The organism is Streptomyces sp. NPDC031554, assembly GCF_055580685.1.
Genome location: NZ_JBVIKX010000015.1, coordinates 12,235 through 32,972, shown reverse-complemented (window position 1 = coordinate 32,972; position 20,738 = coordinate 12,235). Strand labels below are relative to the sequence as shown.

Sequence of the window (20,738 nt, the reverse complement as noted above, 5' to 3'; positions counted from 1 at the left end):
GCTTTTCGAGCCACGCAGCCGAGAACTACCAACCTGACGGATGGCTCGCGGGGGACGCCGGAGCGATTCTGCAAAGAGCTCACCAATGCGGCCAAAAAAGGCCCATGCCCCGACAGGACCACTGTTACGGTGAGGCGATTTCAAAAACACCACAGGGAGCTTTTCCGTTGCGCATTCTCGCCATTTCCGGGTCACTGCGTCAGGACTCGTTCAACACGCGGCTGCTGCGTGCACTTCCCCCACTGGCACCCGAGGGAATGGAGATCGAACTCTTCGACGGCCTCGGTGAGGTTCCCCCCTACGACCAGGACCTCGACGTCGCGGACTGCCCGCGGCCGGTGCACCGGCTGCGCACGGCGATCGCCGAGGCGGACGGCCTGGTCATCGCCAGCCCGGAGTACAACGGCTCCATTCCGGGCGTGCTCAAGAACGCCATCGACTGGGCCTCCCGTCCGATGGCGACCTCCGCTCTGCTGGGCAAATGCGTCGTCACCATGGTGGCCACGCCCGGCGCCGGCCTCGGCCGCAACGCCCTCAGCGATCTGGGCCGCGTGCTGCACAACTGCCACGCGTTCGTGATCAGCGGCCCGTGGGTGCACCTCAGCGAGGCCCCGGCGAAGATGGAGGACGTCGAGGCCGAGGACGGCGGGGTCACGACCGTCCTCACGGACCCGCGGACCCGCCGGCTCGTGGACGTCCAGCTCACCGCCCTCCGGCAGGCCGTCAAGGAGGAGGCCGGGCGGCACGCGGTCACCCCGTTGCTGCCGTTCATCCAGCCCCGGCCGTGAGCGGCCCGTACGGCTGACCGTCCCGTCCGCCCGGTGGGGCTCCCGGCTCGGCCGGGAGCCCCACCGGTGTGCCGGGCCCGCCCTTCGCCGGGTGTCAGGCCCGCGCGGCGGCCCGCAGCAGCCCTGCCGTCGGGCGGCGCGGCATCCGCTCCAGGACGCGCGTCACGACGCCCTCGGCGACGCCGGCGAACCGCTCCGCTCCCCGCGGGCCGTCCAGGACGAAGGCCGGCCCGTTCACCGCCTTCTCGTCCCGGCGCATCACCCGGACCGGCCTCGGTGGCGGGCCCGGTCGGCAGGGCCGCGGGCAGGCCGTGGTGCTCCACCACGGCCCGGTGCTCCACCACGGCCCGGTGCTCGGCCACCCGGTCCGGGGTGATCCGGCCCAGCTCTCCGGCGAGCAGACCCGCGAACACGGTGCCGACGGCGACGGCCTCACCGTGCCGCGGCGCGAAACCGGTGGTCACCTCCGGCGCGTGCCCCAGGGTGTGGCCGTGGTCGCGGACGTGCCGGAGGCCGGTGTCGCGCTCGTCCTGCTCGACGGTCCTCGCCTTCAGGGTCACACTCGCGGCGATCCGCTCGGCGAGCGGCAGGCCGCGCGGGTCGCCGGCGCCGATGAAACGGCACCGGCGATCCCACCGAGCCCGTCGCGCGGTTCCCGCCGGGGCAGCGTGGTGAGGTGGTCGGTGTCGCACGGCGCGGCGCCGGGCTGCCCGTAGGCGCCCACGAGGTTCTTCCCCCGGGCGGGTCGACCGCGGTCTTCCCCCCGACGCTCGCGTCGACCTGGGCGAGCGGGGACGTCGGCAGGTGCACCACCGGCACACCCCGGTGGTGGAGCGCCGCGGCGAGCCCCACCACGTCCGTGGTGGCGCCCCCCGCCGCAGGAGACGACCGCGTCGTGCCGGGTCGGTCCGAACGCGGTGGACTCCCGGCGGAGCGCCTCCACGGTGGCCGGGTTCTCGTCCTCCTCGCCGTCCCGGGCCGCGAGCGCCGGCGTCTCGATCCCCGTCCCGGGCACCCACTCGCGCGGCCGGGCCGAGACCACGACGGTCCGGGCCGCGCCCGGCCCGTGCAGCACGGACGCCGGCTCGTCGCGCACGCCGGGGCCGATCAGCACCTCGTACGACCGGGTGCCCAGGCGCAGCGGAACTCGCCGGACCATTCCGTCCCCCTACGGTCCCTCGTGTTCCTCGTGTTCCTCGTGTTCCTCGTGTTCCTCGTGTTCCTCGCGGCTCGTGCGCGGCTCGTGCGCCGCGGCGACGGCGCCGTGTCAGCCCGAGGCGCCCAGCACCCGCTGCACCAGGCTGTCCACGTCCATCGCGTCGATGGCGTCCTCCTCGTCCTCCCCGTCGTCGTCCCGGACCGCCGCGACCGCCCCGGCCTCCTCGCCCGCCGTCCCGCCGTCGTCGGCCAGGGCGAGCAGCGTCTCCAGCACCCCGGCCTCCCGGAACCGCTCCAGCGCGACGGTGGCCAGCACGCGCCGGAGGTCCTCCTCCCTGGCCTCCGGGTCGTCCCCGGGGTCGCGCAGCAGTTCCTCCCGCAGGTGGCCGACGAGCGCCTCCGGGGTCGGATAGTCGAACACCAGCGTGGACGGCAGTGTGAGCCCGGTGGCGGTGTGCAGGCCGTTGCGGAAGTTGACCGCGGCCAGCGAGTCGAAGCCGGCCTCCTGGAACGCCTGGGCTGGGCCGATGGCGTCGGCGCCGCTGTGCCCGAGGACCGCCGCCGCCTGGCCGCGCACGAGCCGCAGCAGCATGCGCTCCTGTTCGGCCTCCGCGACCGCGCGCAAGGAGTCCACCAGGGAGGAGGTGGTCTCGCCGCCGTCGTCGGCCGCCGCCGCCCGCAGCACGTCCGCCGCTTCCGGCAGCTCCGCGAACAGCGGACCGGGCCGCACCGAGGTGAACGCCGGGACGAAGGCCGCCCAGTCCATGTCGGCGACGGTGACGGTCTTCTCCCCCGTCTCCGCCACCTGCGCCAGCGCGGTGACCGCCAGCTCCGGGGCGATCGGCAGCACACCGCGGCGCCGCAGCTGCGCCAGGGCCGCCTCGTCCATGCCCACCCCGATCTCGTCCAGCGCGCCCCAGGCGACGGCGGTCGCCGCGAGACCCCGCCCCCGGCGCCACTCCACGAGCGCGTCGAGAACGGCGTTGGCCGCGCCGGAGGGGCCCTGGCCGCCGCCGCCCCAGACACCTGCGATCGAGGAGAACACCACGAACGCGTCGAGCGGTGTGCCGGCGAACCGCTCGGCCAGCCAGAGCGCCGGCTCCACCTTGGTCCCGAAGACCGCGGCGAGGTCCGCCGCCGCGGTGTCGTCGAGGGGGCCGGCCTGCGTGACGTCGGCGGCGTGCACCACGGCGGTGAGCGGCCGCCGCGGATCGGCGGACAGCAGTTCGGCGAGCCGCCCGGTGTCCCGCTGGGCGCAGGACTCCAGCTCCGTTCCCGACCCGCCGAGTTCGGCACGCAGGCGGTCCACGCAGTCCTCGGGCGCACCGGAGGTCGTGGTGACGACCAGCCGGGCGGCCCCGTTGCGCGCCAGCCACAGCGAGGTGTGCCGGCCGAGGCCCTCCGCGCCGCCGGTGACCAGGACCGTGCCGCGCGGCCGCCAGCCGGCGTCGGCGGACCTGGGCACGGGCTTGCGGACGAGCCGGCGGACGTAGACGCCGGAACGCCGGATCGCCAGCTGGTCCTCGCCCGAGGCTGCGCCGAGCACTCCCAGCAGGCGCTGCGCCGTCCGCGGTCCCGGGTCCGCCGGCAGGTCGATCAGTCCGCCCCAGCGGTCGGGGCGCTCCAGGGCGACGACCCGGCCGAGCCCCCACAGCGCCGCCTGGGCGGGCGCCTCGAGGGTGTCGCGGATGCCGATGTCCACCGCGCCCCGGGTCACGCACCACAGGGGCGCGGTGACGCCCGCGTCGCCGAGCGCCTGGACGAGCGCGAGGGTCGACGCCGTGAGCGCGGTCGGGTCCTGCGGGCCGGTGCCCGGGTGCTCGCCGAGGGCCAGCAGGGACAGCACACCGGACACCTCGCACGCGGCGAGGGCGTCGGTGAGCCGCTCGGCGAGCGCGGCCCGGTCCGTCTCCCCCGCCGTCAGCGGCAGGGGGTCGAACCCGAGCCCGGTCAGCTCCTCCAGCAGGTCGTCCGGCCGGGCGCCGTCGGGCAGGACGACGAGCCACCGGCCACCGGGCACGCCCACGGAGTCACGCTCCAGCGGCTTCCAGGTGACGGTGTAGCGCAGTTTCTCCACGGCCCCGCGCTCGCGCCTGCCCCGGCGCCAGTCGGTGAGGGCCGGCACGAGCGAACCCAGCGCCGCGCGCTGGTCGCCGGACAGGGCCAGCAGTTCGCCGAGCGAGCCGACGTCGCGGTGCTCGACCGCCGTCCAGAAGTCGTCGTCCGCGCCTTCGGCCGCCCCGGCCCCGCGGTCGGGCGCCGGGTCTTCGCCCAGCCAGTAGTGGCGACGCTCGAAGGCGTACGTCGGCAGGTCGGGGGCGGGGGTGACGCCGGCCGGCAGGAGCGCGGACCAGTCGACCGCCACCCCGCCGGTGAAGAGCTGGGCGGCCGAGGCGAGCAGGCGCCCGAGGCCGCCGTCGCCGCGCCTGAGGGTGCCGCAGACGACCGTACGGGACGGCCCGGCCGCGCTGCCGTCCGCCAGGTCGGTGACCGGCTGGATCAGCACCGGGTGGGCGCTGACCTCGACGAAGACGCCGTACCGCAGCCTCAGCAGTTCCTCGACGGCCGGCCCGAACCCGACCGGCCGGCGCAGGTTGCGGTACCAGTACGCGGCGTCCAGGACCGAGTCGTCGGTGACCCGCTCGCCGGTCACCGTGGAGTGGAAGGGCACCCGCGGCGCGCTCGCCTCGACGCCCGCGAGCGCCTGCGCCAGCACCTCCTCCAGCTCCTCGACGTGCCGGGTGTGCGAGGCGTAGTCCACCGGCACCCGCCGGACCCGGACGCCCTGCGCGGCCAGCGCGTCGAGGGCCTCGTCGAGCGCCTCGGTGTCCCCCGCGACCACCGCCGACGCGGGACCGTTGACGGCGGCGACCTCCACCCGCCCGTCCCAGGGCAGGAGGCGGCGGCGCGCCTCTTCCGCGTCCAGCGCCACCGAGGCCATCCCGCCGCGCCCGGACAGGGTGGCCGCGATGGCCCGGCTGCGGACCGCGACGATCCGGGCGGCGGTCTCCAGCGACAGCGCCCCGGCCACACAGGCCGCCGCGATCTCGCCCTGCGAATGTCCCACGACGGCGTCGGGCAGCACGCCGGCCGCGGCCCACACCGCCGCCAGGCCGATCATCATCGCGAAGCTCGCCGGCTGGACGACGTCGACGCGCTCCAGCGTCCCGGCGTCCACGTCGCCGCGCAGGACGTCCGTCAGGGACCAGTCGATCCAGGGTTCGAGGGCGCGGGCGCACTCGGCGATCCGCTGCGCGAACACCGGTGAGGCGTCCAGCAGTTCCCGCCCCATGCCGGCCCACTGGGCCCCCTGGCCCGGGAAGACCAGGACGACCTTGCCCGGTGCCGGCGCGGCGCTGCCGGTGACCACGTGGGGCGCGCTCTCGCCCCGGGCCAGGGCCTCCAGGCCGGCCAGGGCCTCGGTGCGCGTCCCGGCCACGACGACGGCCCGCTCGGTGAGCGTCGCCCGCGCGGTCACCAGCGTCGAGGCGACCGCGGGGAGCGACGGAGCGTCCGGCCGCCCCAGGAAGGCGGCCGTCCGGCCGGCCTGCGCGGCCAGCGAGCCGGGCGTCCTGGCCGACAGCACCAGCGGCAGCACGGGGGGCGGGGCGTCCGCGCCGTCCGGGAGCACGAGCGGGGTCTCCGCGTCCGCCGGGGGCACGGGTACGGCGGGCCGGGACTCCTCGGGAACCGGGCCGGCCTCCTCGATGACCAGGTGCGCGTTCGTGCCGCTCGCCCCGAAGGCGGAGACGGCGGCGCGGCGCGGCCGGTCGCCGCGCGGCCACTCCCGCGCCTCGGTGAGGAGCCGTACCGCGCCGGACGACCAGTCCACCTGACGGGTGGGCTCCTCGACGTGCAGGGTGGGCGGCAGGACGCCGTGGCGCAGCGCCTGCACCATCTTGATCACACCCGCCACACCGGCCGCGGCCTGGGTGTGCCCGATGTTCGACTTCACCGACCCCAGCCACAACGGCCGTTCCGCCGGACGCCCCTGACCGTACGTCGCCAGCAACGCCTGGGCCTCGATCGGATCACCCAGCACCGTACCCGTCCCGTGCGCCTCCACCGCGTCCACGTCCGCCGGACCCAGACCCGAGACCGCCAGCGCCTGCCGGATCACCCGCTGCTGCGACGGACCGTTCGGCGCCGTCAACCCGTTCGAGGCACCGTCGGAGTTCACCGCACTGCCACGGACCACCGCCAGCACGCGGTGGCCCTTCTCCCGGGCGACGGAGAGCCGTTCGAGGACCACCACGCCCACGCCCTCGGACCAGCCGGTGCCGTCGGCGGTGGACGAGAAGGCCTTGCACCTGCCGTCCGCGGACAGCCCGCGCTGCCGGGAGAACTCCACGAAGGCGTCCGGGCTGGCCATGACGGTCGCGCCGCCGGCGAGCGCCAGGGAGCACTCGCCCTGCCGCAGGGCCTGCGCGGCCAGGTGGATCGCCACCAGGGACGAGGAGCAGGCGGTGTCCACGGTGACGGCCGGCCCCTCGAAGCCGAACACGTAGGAGACCCGGCCCGAGGCCACGCTGGAGGAGGTCCCGGTCATCACGTAGCCCTGGGCCTCCTCGGGCACGCTGCGCAGCCGGGTGACGTAGTCGTGGTGGACGATCCCGGTGAAGACGCCGACGTCGCGGCCGCGGGCCGAGAGCGGGTCGATGCCCGCGTGCTCCAGCGCCTCCCAGGAGGTCTCCAGCAGCAGCCGTTGCTGCGGGTCCATGGCGAGGGCCTCGCGCGGGGAGATCCCGAACAGGGCGGCGTCGAACTGCGCGGCGTCGTGCAGGAATCCGCCGGCGCGCGTGTAGCTGGTCCCGGGGTGGGCCGGGTCCGGGTGGTAGAGGGCTTCGAGGTCCCAGTCGCGGTCGATGGGGAACCCGGACACGGCGTCGCGTCCCTCGGCGACCAGCCGCCACAGCTCCTCGGGGCTGTTCACGTCACCGGGCAGCCGGGTGCTCATCCCGACGATCGCGATCGGCTCTCCGGCGTACGACGGCACGGCGACGGCGACGTCGGACGAGCGGTCCTCCCCCAGCAGGTACGCGGCCAGCGCCGCCGGGGTCGGGTGGTCGAAGACCGCGGTCGCGGGAACCGGTACGCCGGTGAGGTCCTGGAGCCGGCGGCTGAGCCGGACCCCGGTGAGGGAGTCGAAGCCGAGGCTCTTGAAGGGCTGGTCCTCGTCGAACACCTCGTCGCCGTGGTGGCCGAGGACGACGGTGGTGCTCTCCCGGATCAGCTCCAGGAACGTGTCGCGCCGGTCCGCGCCGGAACGGTCGGCGGCGGGCACCGCCCCACCGGCGGGCACCGCGTCGGCGGCGGGCACCGCGTCATCGGCGGGCCCGGTCTCCGGAAGGGCCCGTACCGGAGCGCTGCCGCCCGGCGCGGGCTCGTCGAGCCAGTAGCGCCGGTGCTGGAAGGCGTAGGTGGGCAGTTCGGCGGCGAGCGGGCCGGCGGGCGGGCCGCCGAGGACCGCCGGCCAGTCGACGGGGACGCCCCGCGTGTGCAGCGCGGCCAGCGCGGCCAGCACGTCCGCCGCCGCGCCGTTCTCGCGCAGGGTGGGGAAGCAGCCCTCGGCCGGCACGTCGGGCGATTCCAGGGCCATGGCGACGAGGGCGCCACCGGGGCCGACCTCGGTGAAGGTGACCGCTCCTTGCGCGCACAGGGCGGTGACGGCGTCCCCGAACCGCACCGGGGCCTCGACCTGGTCGACCCAGTGGTCCGGGCCCGCCAGCCGGCCGTCCGTGACGAGGGCGCCGGTCACGGTGGACACGACCGGCAGCTCGCCCGGCCGGTACGTCAGCCGTTCGGCGACGGCACGGAACTCCTCGCGCATCGGCGCCATCAGGGGCGAGTGGAAGGCGTGGCTGACCGGGAGCCGACGGGTCCTGCGCCCGCGTGCGGCCAGCTCGCGGACGACGGCGAGGACGGCGTCCTCCTCGCCGGACAGCACCAGCGAGCCGGGGCTGTTGACGGCCGCGACGGCCACCGCGCCCGGTGCGCGCGCCAGCAGGGGCGCCGTCTCGGCCTCGGTGGCCTGGACCGCGGCCATGGCGCCGCCCGGGGGCAGCCCTTGCATGAGCCGGCCGCGTGCCGCCACCATCTCACCGGCCTCGGCCAGGCCGAGCACACCGCTCACGTGGGCCGCGGTGATCTCCCCGACGGAGTGTCCCGCGACGATGTCGGGGTGCACGCCCCAGGAGGCGAGCAGCCGGAACAGCGCGGTCTCCAGCGCGAACACGCACGTCTGGGTGTACAGGGTCCGGTCGAGCAGCTCGCCCTCGGCGGAGCCGGGCTCGGCGAACGCCACCTCGGCGAGGGGACGCACGTCGTGATCGCCCAGATGGCGTTCGACGGCCGCGCAGGCGTCGGCGAACGCCTCGGCGAACACCGGGAACGCCTCGGCCAGGGCCCGGCCCATGCCGGCCCATTGGCTGCCCTGGCCGGTGAAGAGGAAGGCGAGCCTGCCGTCGGCCGGACTGCCCGTGACGTCGGCGGCCGCGCCGTCGGCGAGCGCGCGCAGGCCGTCGAGGAGCCGGTCCCGGTCGTCGGCCAGCAGCACGGCACGGCGGTCGAGGTGGGCGCGACCGGTGGCGAGGGCCAGGGCGGTGTCCGTGAGGGACACCTCCGGGCGGCCGGCCAGGAAGTCGGCGAGCAGGGCCGCCTGGGCGCGCAGCGCGGCGGGGGTGCGTGCCGACACCGGCACGGGCACGGGCACCCGGGCGGGGCCGGTCGCTTCGGGGGCGGACCCGGCCGGCCGGTGTGCCGCTCCCGGGAGGGGCCGGCCGGACGCGCGGGCCGGTTCGGCGCCGGACCCCGCGGCTCCGGGGACCGGGCCGGACGCGGGCTCCTCCGGGTCGGGGGCCTGTTCGAGGATGACGTGGGCGTTGGTGCCGCCGATGCCGAAGGAGGACACACCGGCCCGGCGCGGGCGTCCGGTCTCCGGCCAGTCGCGGGCCTCCGTCAGCAGCCGGACGTCGCCCGCCGTCCAGTCGACGTGGGTCGAGGGCCGGTCGACGTGCAGGGTGGGCGGCAGGACGCCGTGGCGCAGCGCCTGCACCATCTTGATCACACCCGCCACACCGGCCGCGGCCTGGGTGTGCCCGATGTTCGACTTCACCGACCCCAGCCACAACGGCCGTTCCGCCGGACGCCCCTGACCGTACGTCGCCAGCAACGCCTGGGCCTCGATCGGATCACCCAGCACCGTACCCGTCCCGTGCGCCTCCACCGCGTCCACGTCCGCCGGACCCAGACCCGAGACCGCCAGCGCCTGCCGGATCACCCGCTGCTGCGACGGACCGTTCGGCGCCGTCAACCCGTTCGAGGCACCGTCGGAGTTCACCGCACTGCCACGGACCACCGCCAGCACCGGATGTCCGTGCCGCCGGGCCCGGGAGAGGGGTTCGAGGAGCAGGAGCCCCGCGCCCTCGGACCAGCCGGTGCCGTCGGCGGCGTCGGCGAACGCCTTGCAGCGCCCGTCGGGTGCCAGGCCGCGCTGCCGGGAGAACTCCACGAAGGTCTCGGCGTCGCCCATCACCATCACCCCGCCGACGAGGGCCATGGAGCACTCGCCGAGCCGCATCGCCTGTGTCGCCAGGTGCAGCGCGACCAGCGAGGAGGAGCAGGCGGTGTCCACGGTGAGGGCGGGGCCGACGAGGCCGAGGTGGTAGGCGATCCGGCCGGAGAGGACACCGCCGGAGCTGCCGGTCAGGCGGAACCCCTCGACCTCGGCGGCCCGGTGCAGCCGTACCGACCAGTCGTGGCTGTTGATGCCCGCGAACACCCCGACGTCCTGGCCGGCCAGTGCGGTGGGGTCGATGCCGGCCCGCTCGAACGTCTCCCACGCCGTCTCGAGGAGCAGCCGCTGCTGCGGGTCCATCGCCAGTGCCTCGTTCGGCGAGATGCCGAAGAAGGCCGCGTCGAACCCGGCGGCGTCGTCGAGGAAGGCGCCGTGGCGGACGTAGGTGGTGCCGGGGTGGTCGGGGTCGGGGTGGAAGAGCGCGTCGGTGTCCCAGCCGCGGTCCTCGGGGAACGCGCCGACCGCGTCGATCCCCTCGGACACCACCCGCCACAGGTCCTCCGGACCGCGCACCCCGGCCGGGAAGCGGCACGCCATCGACACGACGGCGATCGGGTCCTCCTCGGCCGGCGCCTCCCGCCGCGCCGGGGCGGCGGGGCTCGCCGGCCCGCCCAGGAGCCTGGCCCGCAGGTGCTCGGCGAGCGCGACGGGCCTCGGGTAGTCGAAGATCACCGCCGGGGACAGGGTGAGGCCGGTCTCCGCGGCCAGCCGGTTGCGCAGTTCCAGCGCGGTCAGCGAGTCGAACCCGGCGTCCTTGAACGTCCGGTCGGCGCCGACGGAACCGGGCCCGGCGTGGCCGAGGACCGCCGCGGCGTGCCGGCGCACCGCCGCGAGGAGCGCGGCGCTCTGCTCGGCGGGCGGCAGTCCGGTGAGCCGTTCGGCCGCGGTGGGCCCCGCGTCCGCGACCGCGGCGCGGACGACCGGGCGGCGCCGCGGGACCAGGCCCCGCAGCGGAGCGGGGACCGGGGCGTCGGCGGCCGCGAGGGCGGCCGGGTCGAGCTTCGCCGCGACGCACCGCGGCCCGGCCCGCAGCGCGGCGTCGAACTGGGCCATGCCCTCGGCGTCGGAGAGACCGGTCATGCCGATGGACTCGTTGCGCCGCAGGTCGGTGTCGCCCAGGTGCCGGGTCAGTCCGCTGGAGCGGCTCCAGTAGCCCCAGGCGATGGACACCGCGGGCAGCCCGAGGGCGTGCCGCCGTGCGGCCAGCGCGTCCAGCGCGGCGTTGGCGGCGGCGTAGTTGCCCTGCCCGGGGTTGCCGAGCAAGCCGGCGGCCGACGAGAAGAGGACGAAGGCGGCGAGGTCCAGGTCCCGCGTCAGTTCGTCGAGGTGCAGCGCCGCGTCCAGTTTGGGACCGAACACCGCGTCGAGGCGGCTCGGGGTCAGCGCGGTGAGCACGCCGTCGTCGAGGACGCCGGCGCTGTGCACGACCGCGGTGAGCGGGTGCTCCGCGGGCACCGCGTCGATGAGCGCGGCCAGCCGGGCGCGGTCGGCGACGTCGACGGGGGCGAGCGTGACGTCCGCGCCGAGCGCGGTCAGTTCGGCCGCCAGTTCGCGGGCACCCCGGGCCGCGGGGCCCTGCCGCCCGGCGAGCACCAGGTGCCGTACGCCGTGCCGGGTGACCAGGTGCCGTGCGGTCAGGGCGCCGAGGGTGCCGGTGCCTCCGGTGATCAGCACCGTGCCCGCCGGGTCCAGCGGGCGGGCGGCTCCCGTGAGGGCCGGCCGGGCCAGCCGGGGCACCTCGGTGCGACCGTCCGTGATCCGCAGCCAGGGTTCGCCGCCCGTCGCGGCGGCGGGCACCCGTGCCCGGCCGGCCTCGTCGGCCTCGACCAGCACGATCCGGCCCGGATGTTCCGACTGGGCCGAGCGCACCAGGCCGCCGACCGCGGCCGTGCCGGGATCGGTGCCGTCGGGGACCACGACGGCGCACCGGGTCGTGGCGGTGCCCGGAGCCGCGACGAACGCCTGGAGCACGGCCAGCGCCGAGGCGACCGCCGTCCGCGGCTCTGCCGGCCGCGCCTCGTACACCAGCAGGTCCGCGCCGGTCGCCGCGGTGACGTCGGCGGCCGTGGTGACGTGCCGGACGTCGGCGGCGGCCGTCGTCCCGTCGGGGCTCCACGGCCGCCATTCGAGGGCGAGGAGGTGGTCCGCCGGTCCGCCGTGGTCCTCGGTGACCGGCTCCGCCTCGAGGGCGTCGACGGTCATGACCGGCCGGCCCGTCGTCGTGACGAGTTCCAGGCCCGCCACCCGGTGGCCGTCCCCGGCCGGCGTCGTGGCGCCCGAGCGCACGCGCAGCGCGGACGCGCCGGAGGCCAGCAGCCGCACCCCGGACCACCGCGTGACCCGGGTGTTCCCGGGCAGGGCCGTGCGGACGGCGGCGTCCAGCAGCGCGGGGTGGATGCCGTAGCGGGGAACGTCGCCCAGCGCGGATTCGGGCAGCACCGCCTCGGCGGGGTCGCCGAGCCCGGGAAGGTCCGCGGCCTCGGAGTCGGGGGCCAGGACGCCGTGCGCGTGCCGTGTCCACGGCCCGTCCGGCGCGGCCGCCCCGTCACGGGAGTGCACCTCGACGGGCCTGCGTCCGTCGTCGTCCGCCTCGCCGACGACGACCTGGACGACGCGGCCGCCGTGGCGCGGCAGGGTCACCGGGCGGTCGACGGTCAGTTCGTCGGCGACGGGCGTGCCGGTCTCGTCGCCGAGGCGTACGACCAGTTCCACCAGGGCGGCGTCGGGCACGACGACCGGGTCGCCGGCCGCGGACAGCCAGGGGTGCGGCGCGGCCGACCAGCGGGCGGTGGCGACCGCGCCGTCCGGGTGGGGCGTCCGGACCACCGCGCCCAGCAGCGGGTGCCCGGCGTCGGTGAGCCCGAGCGCCGCCGGGTCGCCCGCGGGTGCCGTGCGGAGCCAGTAGTGCCGCCGTTCGAAGGCGTACGTCGGCAGCTCCACCCAGTCCGCGGCCGGGGCGGGCAGCAGGGGGGTCCAGTCCACGGCCACCCCGCGCACGAACAGCTCGGCCATCGAGGCCGCCAGTCGCGGCGGGCCGCCGTCGTCCCGGCGGAGCGTGCCGGTGACCACGGCGGGCACGGCGGCCTCGTCCAGGATCTCGGTGACCGCCTGCACCAGCACCGGATGGGCGCTGACCTCCAGGAAGACGCTGTGGCCCTGGTCCAGCAGCCGGCCGACGACGGGCCCGAACCGCACCTGCCGGCGCAGGTTGCGCCACCAGTACTCGCCGTCGAGGACGCCCGCGTCGACGACCGGCCCACCGGTGACGGTGGAGTGGAAGGGCACCGTCGGAGCCTTGGCGTCGAGTCCGCCCAGTGCCTCCTCGAGCGCCTCGCGGATGTCCTCCACCTGCTCGCTGTGCGAGGCGTAGTCCACCGCGACCCGGCGCACCCGTACGCCGTCGTCGGCCAGCTCCGCCAGCACCTCGTCCAGGGCGTCGGCCGCACCGGACACGACGACGGAGGCGGTGCCGTTCACCGCCGCGACCGCCAGCCGGCCGCCCCAGGGCCGGACGCGTTCCGCGGCGGCCTCCTCGCCCAGCGCGACCCAGGCCATCCCGCCGCGGCCGGACAGCCGCGCGGCGATGGCCCGGCTGCGCAGCGCGACCACCCGTAGCGCGTCCTCCAGCGACAGGGCGCCGGCCACGCAGGCCGCGGCGATCTCCCCCTGCGAGTGCCCGACGACCACGTCCGGGCGCACCCCCACCGACTCCCACACCGCCGCCAGTCCGACCATGACGGCGAAACTGGCGGGCTGGACGACGTCCACCCGCTGCAGCAGCTCCGGATCGGCGTCGCCGCGCAGGACGTCGAGCAGCGACCAGTCGGTCCACCGTGCGAGCAGTCGCACGCAGGCGCCGACCCGCTCGGCGAACACCGGGGAGTGGGCGAGCAGTTCCCGTCCCATCCCGGTCCACTGCGAGCCCTGGCCGGGGAACACCATGACGACCCGGCGGTGCGCGTCGGACGCGGCGGCGGTCCCGCGCACCACGGCGGGGCTGCTCTCCCCGGCGGCCAGCGCCGCCAGCGCGGCCAGTGCCTGCGCCCGGCTGCCGGCCAGGACGACGGCCCGTTCCTCCAGGAGGGTCCTGCGGGAGACCAGTGCCGTGGCCACGTCCGTCCAGGACTCGCCGGAGTCCTCCAGGAGGGACGCCAGCCGCCGGGCCTGGCCGCGCAGCGCGCCCTCGCTGCGGGCGGAGAGCACCAGCGGCACCACGGCGGGCGCCGCCGGCGTCGCCTCGCCCGCTTCCGGTCCCTCCTCGCCCCGCGTCGGCGTCCCCTCGTCCGTGACCGGTGTCTCGTCACGGGCGGCCGGTGCCTGCTCCAGGATCACGTGGGCGTTGGTGCCGCTGAGCCCGAAGCTGGAGACCCCGGCGCGGCGCGGCCGTCCGGTGTCCGGCCAGGGGCGGTTCTCGGTCAGCAGGGACACCGCGCCCGCCGACCAGTCGACCTTCGTCGTCGGCTCGTCGACGTGGCGGGTGGCCGGCAGCACCGCGTGCCGCAGCGCCTGCACGATCTTGATCACGCCGGCCACCCCGGCCGCGGCCTGGGTGTGGCCGATGTTCGACTTCAGCGACGCCAGCCACAGCGGACGTTCCGGGTCGCGGCCCCGGCCGTACGCGGCCAGCAGCGCCCCGGCCTCGATGGGGTCCCCCAGCACCGTTCCCGTGCCGTGGGCCTCGACGGCGTCGACGTCGGCGGCGGACAGGCCGGCCGCGGCCAGGGCCCGGCCGATGACCCGCTGCTGGGCGAGACCGTTCGGCGCGGTCAGGCCGTTGGAGGCGCCGTCCTGGTTCACCGCGGAGCCGCGCACCACCGCGAGCACGCGGTGTCCGCGGCGCCGGGCGTCGGAGAGGCGTTCCAGCACCAGTACGCCGGCGCCCTCGGCCCATCCGGTGCCGTCGGCGGCCGAGGCGAACGACTTGCAGCGGCCGTCTCCCGCCAGCGCCCGCTGCCGGGAGAACTCGACGAAGGTCCGGGGGGTGGCCATGACGGTGGCGCCGCCGGCCAGCGCCATGGAGCACTCCCCCGCGCGCAGGGCCTGGGCCGCCAGGTGGAGGGCGACCAGGGAGGAGGAGCACGCCGTGTCCACCGTGACCGCGGGCCCGGTGAACCCCAGCACGTAGCTGACGCGCCCGGACGCCACGCTGGCCGCCCGGCCCGCGGCGGCGAACGCCTCGGCCTCCTGCGGTACGGCGCCGGAGGCGGCGTACCCCTGCTCCATCACCCCGGAGAAGACGCCCACGTCGGTGCCCCTCAGGGTCGACGCGTCGATGCCGGAGTGCTCCAGCGCTTCCCACGAGGTCTCCAGCAGCAGTCGCTGCTGGGGGTCCATGGCCAGTGCCTCCCGCGGCGAGATCCCGAAGAAGCCGGCGTCGAACTCCCCGGCGTCGGGCAGGAATCCGCCCCGGTCGACGTACGAGGTGCCGAAGTGGTTCGGATCGGCGTCGAACAGGTCCTCGGTGTTCCAGCCGCGGTCGGTGGGGAACGGGGACAGCGTGTCGCGCCCCTCGCAGACCAGGCGCCACAGCTCGTCGGGGCTGCCGACGCCACCGGGCAGGCGGCAGGCCATGCCGACGATCACCACCGGGTCGTCCGCCCCGACGGCCGGGGCGTCCTCCGCGGCCCGAGCGTCCTTTGCGGCGGGCCCGGGGCCGCCGGACACCTCGGCGTGCAGGTGCTCGGCCAGCGCGCGCGGGGTGGGGTGGTCGAAGGTGATGGTGGTGGGCAGCCGCAGTCCGGTGCGCTCGGTGAGCCGGTCGCGCAGTTCCACCACGGCGACGGAGGTGAGGCCGAGGTCGCGGAACGCGCGGTCGGGCAGGGGGACGTGCGGGGCGGACCCGGGCAGCACGCTCGCGGTCTGTTCCCCGACCAGTCGTTCCCACCAGCTGTGCCGGGCCGGCTCGTCGAGACGGGCCAGCTCCTCGCGGAGCGCGGCCGTGACGGCGTCGTCGGGACGGCTTCGCGCGCCGGCGTCGGGGAACAGCGCCCGCAGCAGTGGCGGCACCGCGGCGCCGGCGGCCGGCCGGCGCACCCGGAGGCAGAGCAGGGACGAACGGTCCCCGGTGAGCAGGGTGTCCATGGCGGACAGCCCGGCGCGGACCCGGCGCGGATCGAGGGCGCCGTCCTGCGGCCAGGAGAGGAAGGACCCGTCGTGGCGGCGGGCCACCGCTTCGGCGAGGACGGCGGCGACGAGGGCGTCGGGATCGTCCGTCCCGCCGATGCCGTCCGACGCACCGGTCCCGTCCGTCCCGCCGGTCCCCTCCGACGCGCCGCCGCCGTCAGGCGCGACCGCGGGAACGGCCAGGTCGGCGATCACCAGGAACGTCCGCCCGTGGGGCTGCCCCGCGGTGGCGGCGGCCGCGATCGCCGCCGGGGCCAGGTCGCCGTCCGCGTGGATCACGGCGGTCACCGGAGCGGCCACGCCGGCGATCGCGGCCCGCAGGGAGCGCTTCCGGCCGGACGACCACCGCACGTCCGCCCCGGTGACGTCCGGGCCGGGTGCGGCCTCCTCCCCCACCAGCAGCAGGTGCTGTACCCGGTGGACCGAGACCAGGTGGCGGACGACCGCCGCCCCGCGCGCCGTGGCGGCGCCGGTCACCACGACGGTCCCCTTCGCCCCCGGCCAGGGCCGCCGCGGCCGGTCGTCCACCGGCACCCGCACCAGCCGCGGCACGTACGGCACACCGGACCGCAGCGCCGGCCACGGCTCGTCCGCCGCGAGCGCCGACGTCAGCGCGGCCGGCGCCGGCTCGCCGTCCGCGTCCAGGTCGGCGACGACCAGCCGGTCCGGGTACCTCGTCTGCAGGGCGCGCGCGGCGGCCCGCAGCGCGGCCTGCGCCGGATCCGGCGCGCCGTCCCCGGGGAGCGCCGGCACGGCGCCGCGCGTGAGGACGAGCAGCCGGCCCCGGCCGTCTTCCGTCCGGGCGAGCCAGTCGGCCAGCCGCTCGGCGAACCGCCGGGCGGCGGTGCGGGCCGCCGCCACGGAACCCCGCCCGGTGTCCTCGGCCGGCAGGACGACGGTCACCTCCGCGGTGCCGTCGGCGTCCGCCAGGTCGGCGTGGTGGGCGGCGCCGCCCGGCCAGGCGGCGGCCGGCGCGGCGGCCCCGGGGCCCACCATCGCCCAGGACGCGGGGCCGGCACCGGACACCGGGGCGGAGGCGCGCACCCAGTCGACCTCGAACAGGTCGTCGTGGTGACCGCTCGCGGCGTACCGCAGTACGGCGGGCTGCTCGGCGAGCACGCGCCGCGTGATCTTGCCGGAGGCGGTGCGCGGGATCTCGGCGACCTCGTGGATCTCCTCGGGCACCTTGAAGGCGGCCAGCCGCGCGCGGCAGAACTCGACCACCGCCGGGACGTCCAGTTCGCCCGAGGCCGGGACGACGTGGGCGACCGGCACTTCTCCGAGGGTGTCGTGCGGCCTTCCGCTCACACCGGCGTCGGCCACGCCCGGCGCCGCGCGCAGCACCGTCTCGACCTCCTCGGGGTGGAGGTTCTCGCCGCCCCTGATCACGAGGTCCGACAGGCGGCCGCAGACGGTGAAGTACCCGTGCTCGTCGCGCCGGGCCAGGTCCCCGGTGCGGTACCAGCCGTCCCTCGTCGCCGCGGCCGTCTCCTCGGGCCGGCCGTGGTAGCCGAGCATGACGTTCGGGCCGCTGACCCAGACCTCGCCCTCGCACCCGGTGGGGACGTCCGTGCCGGTGTCGGGGTCGACGAGGCGGACCTCGACACCGGGGACCGGCAGCCCGCAGGAGCCGTCGACCCTCATGCCGTCGGGCGGGTTCATGGTGATCGCGCCGCACGTCTCCGTGCTGCCGTAGGCGTCCACCAGGGGCGTGCCGAAGCTCTCGCGGAACGCGCGGCACAGCCCGGGGTCGGCGACCGCGCCGCCGACCAGGCCGATCCGCAGGTCGGGCAGCGAGAACGGCTGCCGGCGGATCGCCTCGACCAGGTAGTGGTAGGTGGTGGGAACGCCCGCCAGGAAGGTCGACCGGCGGGCGCGCAGGGCCGTCAGGACGTCCTCCGCGGACGCGCCGTCCATGAGGTGGGCGCTCGCCCCGACCACGGTCACCGACAGCACGCACGCGATGTGGGAGAGGCTGTGGAACAGCGGCAGCGGCCACAGCACCCGGTCCTCCGGCGAGAGTCCCGGTATCGGCACGTAGGAGGAGGCGACGGACCAGAGGCAGTTGCGCTGGGTCGACAGCACTCCCTTCGGCTGCCCGGTCGTCCCCGAGGTGTAGAACATCCACGCCGGCTGGTCCAGGCCGAGATCGTCCGGCGCGGGTGTCGCGGGCTCGGTGACCGCCAGTTCGTCGAAGGAACGGGTGCCCTCCGGCGCCGGGTCCGTGCCCGTCACCAGCACCGTGACACCGGGTGCCGGCGCCGGCCGGCGGAGGAACTCCGGTGCGTGCACGGCGTCGGTGACGACCACGACGGCGCCGCTGTCCGCCAGCAGCCAGTCCGTCTCGGCCGCGGTGGAGGCCGGGTTGACCGGAACACCCACGCCTCCGGCCCGCACGACGGCGAGGTAACTCTCCACCATGGAGACGCAGTTGCGCAGGCAGATCATCACCCGGTCGCCGCGCCGCACGCCGAGTCCGCTCAGATGGCCGGCCAGCCGGCGCGTGCGCTCCTCCAACTGATCGTAGGTGACCGCCCGCCGGCCGTCCGAGAAGGCGACCTTGCCCGCGAAGCGGGCCGCGTTCCTCCTGAGGATGACGGGCAAAGCTTCGATCAGATCAGCACGCACGGGTCGCACGTCCTTTCCCGGAGCGGCTCGTCCTTCGGCGGCGCGGCGGTGCCGCCGGCCTTCACGAGTTGTCGCGGCGCACGAAGGAGATGCTCAGGCGCGGCCCCTCGGCTCCATCCTCCTGGAGGCTAGGACGGCCTTCGGCGCCGAACATCCCTCAGCCTGGTAGGAGATCGACGGGCCCGGACCGCCCGCTACCAGGGCAGGGGATGCGCGCCGGATCGGGCCGTCCCTACCGTGGGCGGCGACGACCGACCCAAGGAGCGGAATGTCCCCGCGCGAACCCTCCCTCGCCTCACCGTGGATACGGCGGTACGCGCCCGCGCCCGGGGCGCCGGTCCGGCTGGTGTGCCTGCCGCACGCGGGCGGCTCGGCGACCTTCTACAGCGGTCTGGCCCGGACGCTGGCCCCGGACGTCGACGTCCTCGCCGTGCAGTACCCCGGGCGCCTGGACCGCCGGGCGGAGGCCCTGATGACGGACCTGGCCGCACTCGCCGACGTGCTCGCCACCGAGCTGGTGCCCTGGACCGGCGGCGCGTTCGCCCTCTTCGGGCACAGCCTGGGCGCGATGGTGGCCTTCGAGACGGCCCGGCGGCTGGAAGCCGCGGGCCGTCCCCCGGTCGCCCTGTTCGTGTCGGGACGCAACGCGCCGTCCCTGCACCGGGGGGAGTTCGGCCGGCGGCTGGACGACGCCGCCCTGCTCCAGCAGATGCGCGGGCTGGGCGGCACGGACCCGCGCGTCTTCGCCGACGAGGACCTGATGCGGCTCGCGCTGCCGGTGCTGCGCGCGGACTACCGGATGGTGGAGGACTACCGCTACGTGCCCGGCCCGCCCCTGGGGTGCCCCGTGACCGCCCTCAACGGCCGGACCGATCCCAAGGTCTCGTCCCCGGGCGTCGACGCCTGGCGCGAGCACACCGCGGCCTCCTTCGAATCCCTCACCTTCCCGGGCGGCCACTTCTACCTGGTGGACCGGCACGAAGAGGTGACGACCGCGCTCACCGGCCGTCTGTCCCGCCTCACCGGGCGGCCGGGGCCCTGACAGGAGGTGAGCCGGAGACCCGTGCCGCGGCCGCGGCGGCACGTTCGGACCGGTCGCGGTGCGGAGTCATCCGCACCGCCCGGCGCCGGCATCGTCCGGCGTCGACGGCACGAGGTCGCCGCGGGCGCGGCGGCACGCGGCCCACGTCCCACCGGAACACGACGACAAGCAAAGGCCGGTGCACAGAGCATGACCAGCGAAGGCGCCACGGGAATCCACGATCTGTCGTTCGCGACGACCGAGTTCGTCCTGCCGCACACGGCACTCGCCGATCACAACGGCACCGAGATCGGCAAGTACCACGTGGGCATCGGGCAGCGGTCGATGAGCGTGCCCGCCGCCGACGAGGACATCGTGACGATGGGCGCGGCGGCCGCCGCGCCCATCGTCGCCCGGCACGGCTCCGACCGGATCCGGACGGTCGTGTGCGCGACGGAGTCGTCGATCGACCAGGCGAAGTCGGCCGGGGTGTACGTCCATTCGCTGCTGGGGCTGCCGTCGGCGACCAGGGTCGTCGAACTGAAGCAAGCCTGCTACGGGGCGACGGCCGCCCTGCAGTTCGCCGTCGGCCTGGTGCTGCGCGACCCCGCGCAGCAGGTCCTCGTGATCGCGAGCGACATCTCCAAGTACGAGCTGGACAGCCCGGGTGAGCCGACCCAGGGCGCCGCGGCGGTGGCCATGCTGGTCGGCCGGGATCCGTCGCTGCTCCGCGTCGAGGAACCGTCGGGCCTGTTCACCGCCGACGTCATGGACTTCTGGCGGCCGAACTACCGTGACGCCGCGCTGGTCGACGGCCAGGAGTCCATCACCGCGTACCTGCAGGCGGTGGAGAGCACCTGGAAGGACTACGCGGAGCAGGGCGGCCGCCGGCTCGAGGAGTTCTCCGCGTTCTGCTATCACCAGCCGTTCACGAAGATGGCCCACAAGGCCCACCGTCACCTGCTGAACACCTGTGGGTACGACACCGACGAGGCTGGGCTCGAACGAGCCGTCGGGCGGACCACGGCCTACAACCGGGTCATCGGCAACAGCTACACCGCGTCGGTGTACCTCGGCCTGGCCGCACTGCTCGACCAGGGCGACGACCTGGCCGGCCGGCCCGTCGGCTTCCTCAGCTACGGCTCCGGCAGCGTCGCCGAGTTCTTCGCCGGGACCGTCGTCCCCGGCTACCGGGAGCACCTGCGGACGGCGGCGCACCGCGAGGCGATCGACCGGCGCCGGCCGCTCGACCACGCCGCCTACCGCGAGCTGCACGGACGGTCCTTCCCGGTCGACGGCGGCGACCACCCCACCCCGTCGCAGACCACCGGACCCTTCCGCCTGGCGGGGCTGCACGGCCACAAGCGCGTCTACGAGAGGCGCTGGTGACCTGAGTCGAAGATTCGTCGTCGGTTGGGTACGAGTCGTCCGGGTCCGAAGGTTC

Annotated in this window: 5 protein-coding genes and 1 pseudogene; 3 read left to right on the top strand and 3 right to left on the bottom strand. The window is 76.1% G+C overall.

From position 1 onward, the window contains the following. The first annotated feature begins 167 nt into the window (after positions 1-167). The gene (locus ACZ5FU_RS30495; protein WP_451779252.1) at positions 168-788 is read left to right on the top strand and encodes an NADPH-dependent FMN reductase; all 621 of its coding nucleotides are present in this window, start codon (positions 168-170) and stop codon (positions 786-788) included. A gap of 94 nt (positions 789-882) precedes the next feature. Here the strand turns inward: ACZ5FU_RS30495 and ACZ5FU_RS30490 are convergent, their stop codons facing one another. The 3 genes and pseudogenes from ACZ5FU_RS30490 to ACZ5FU_RS30480 form a co-directional block, all read right to left on the bottom strand. Further along, entirely contained in the window at positions 883-1,047 is a 165-nt protein-coding gene (locus tag ACZ5FU_RS30490) for a hypothetical protein (RefSeq protein ID WP_451525833.1), read from the bottom strand. 133 nt (positions 1,048-1,180) lie between these two features. Beyond that, positions 1,181-1,348: pseudogene (locus ACZ5FU_RS30485) on the bottom strand (3-dehydroquinate synthase family protein); the annotation flags it as partial. A gap of 707 nt (positions 1,349-2,055) precedes the next feature. Then, positions 2,056-18,273, bottom strand: a complete 16,218-nt coding sequence (locus ACZ5FU_RS30480) for a type I polyketide synthase (RefSeq protein WP_469047476.1) — start codon at positions 18,271-18,273, stop codon at positions 2,056-2,058. Positions 18,274-18,541: 268 nt separating this feature from the next. Here ACZ5FU_RS30480 and ACZ5FU_RS30475 point away from each other — a divergent pair, with 268 nt between their 5' ends. Next, a complete protein-coding gene (locus ACZ5FU_RS30475) occupies positions 18,542-19,315 on the top strand; it encodes a thioesterase II family protein (protein WP_451525831.1) in 774 nt (257 codons plus the stop codon). A 189-nt stretch (positions 19,316-19,504) separates the two neighbouring features. Further along, entirely contained in the window at positions 19,505-20,683 is a 1,179-nt protein-coding gene (locus ACZ5FU_RS30470) for a hydroxymethylglutaryl-CoA synthase (RefSeq protein ID WP_469047474.1), read from the top strand. Positions 20,684-20,738: the final 55 nt, after the last annotated feature.

Coding starts and splice junctions, on each gene's coding strand:
- ACZ5FU_RS30490 (WP_451525833.1), bottom strand. CDS start 1,047: ATGCGCCGGGACGAGAAGGCGGTGAACGGGCCGGCCTTCGTCCTGGAC.
- ACZ5FU_RS30475 (WP_451525831.1), top strand. CDS start 18,542: ATGTCCCCGCGCGAACCCTCCCTCGCCTCACCGTGGATACGGCGGTAC.
- ACZ5FU_RS30470 (WP_469047474.1), top strand. CDS start 19,505: ATGACCAGCGAAGGCGCCACGGGAATCCACGATCTGTCGTTCGCGACG.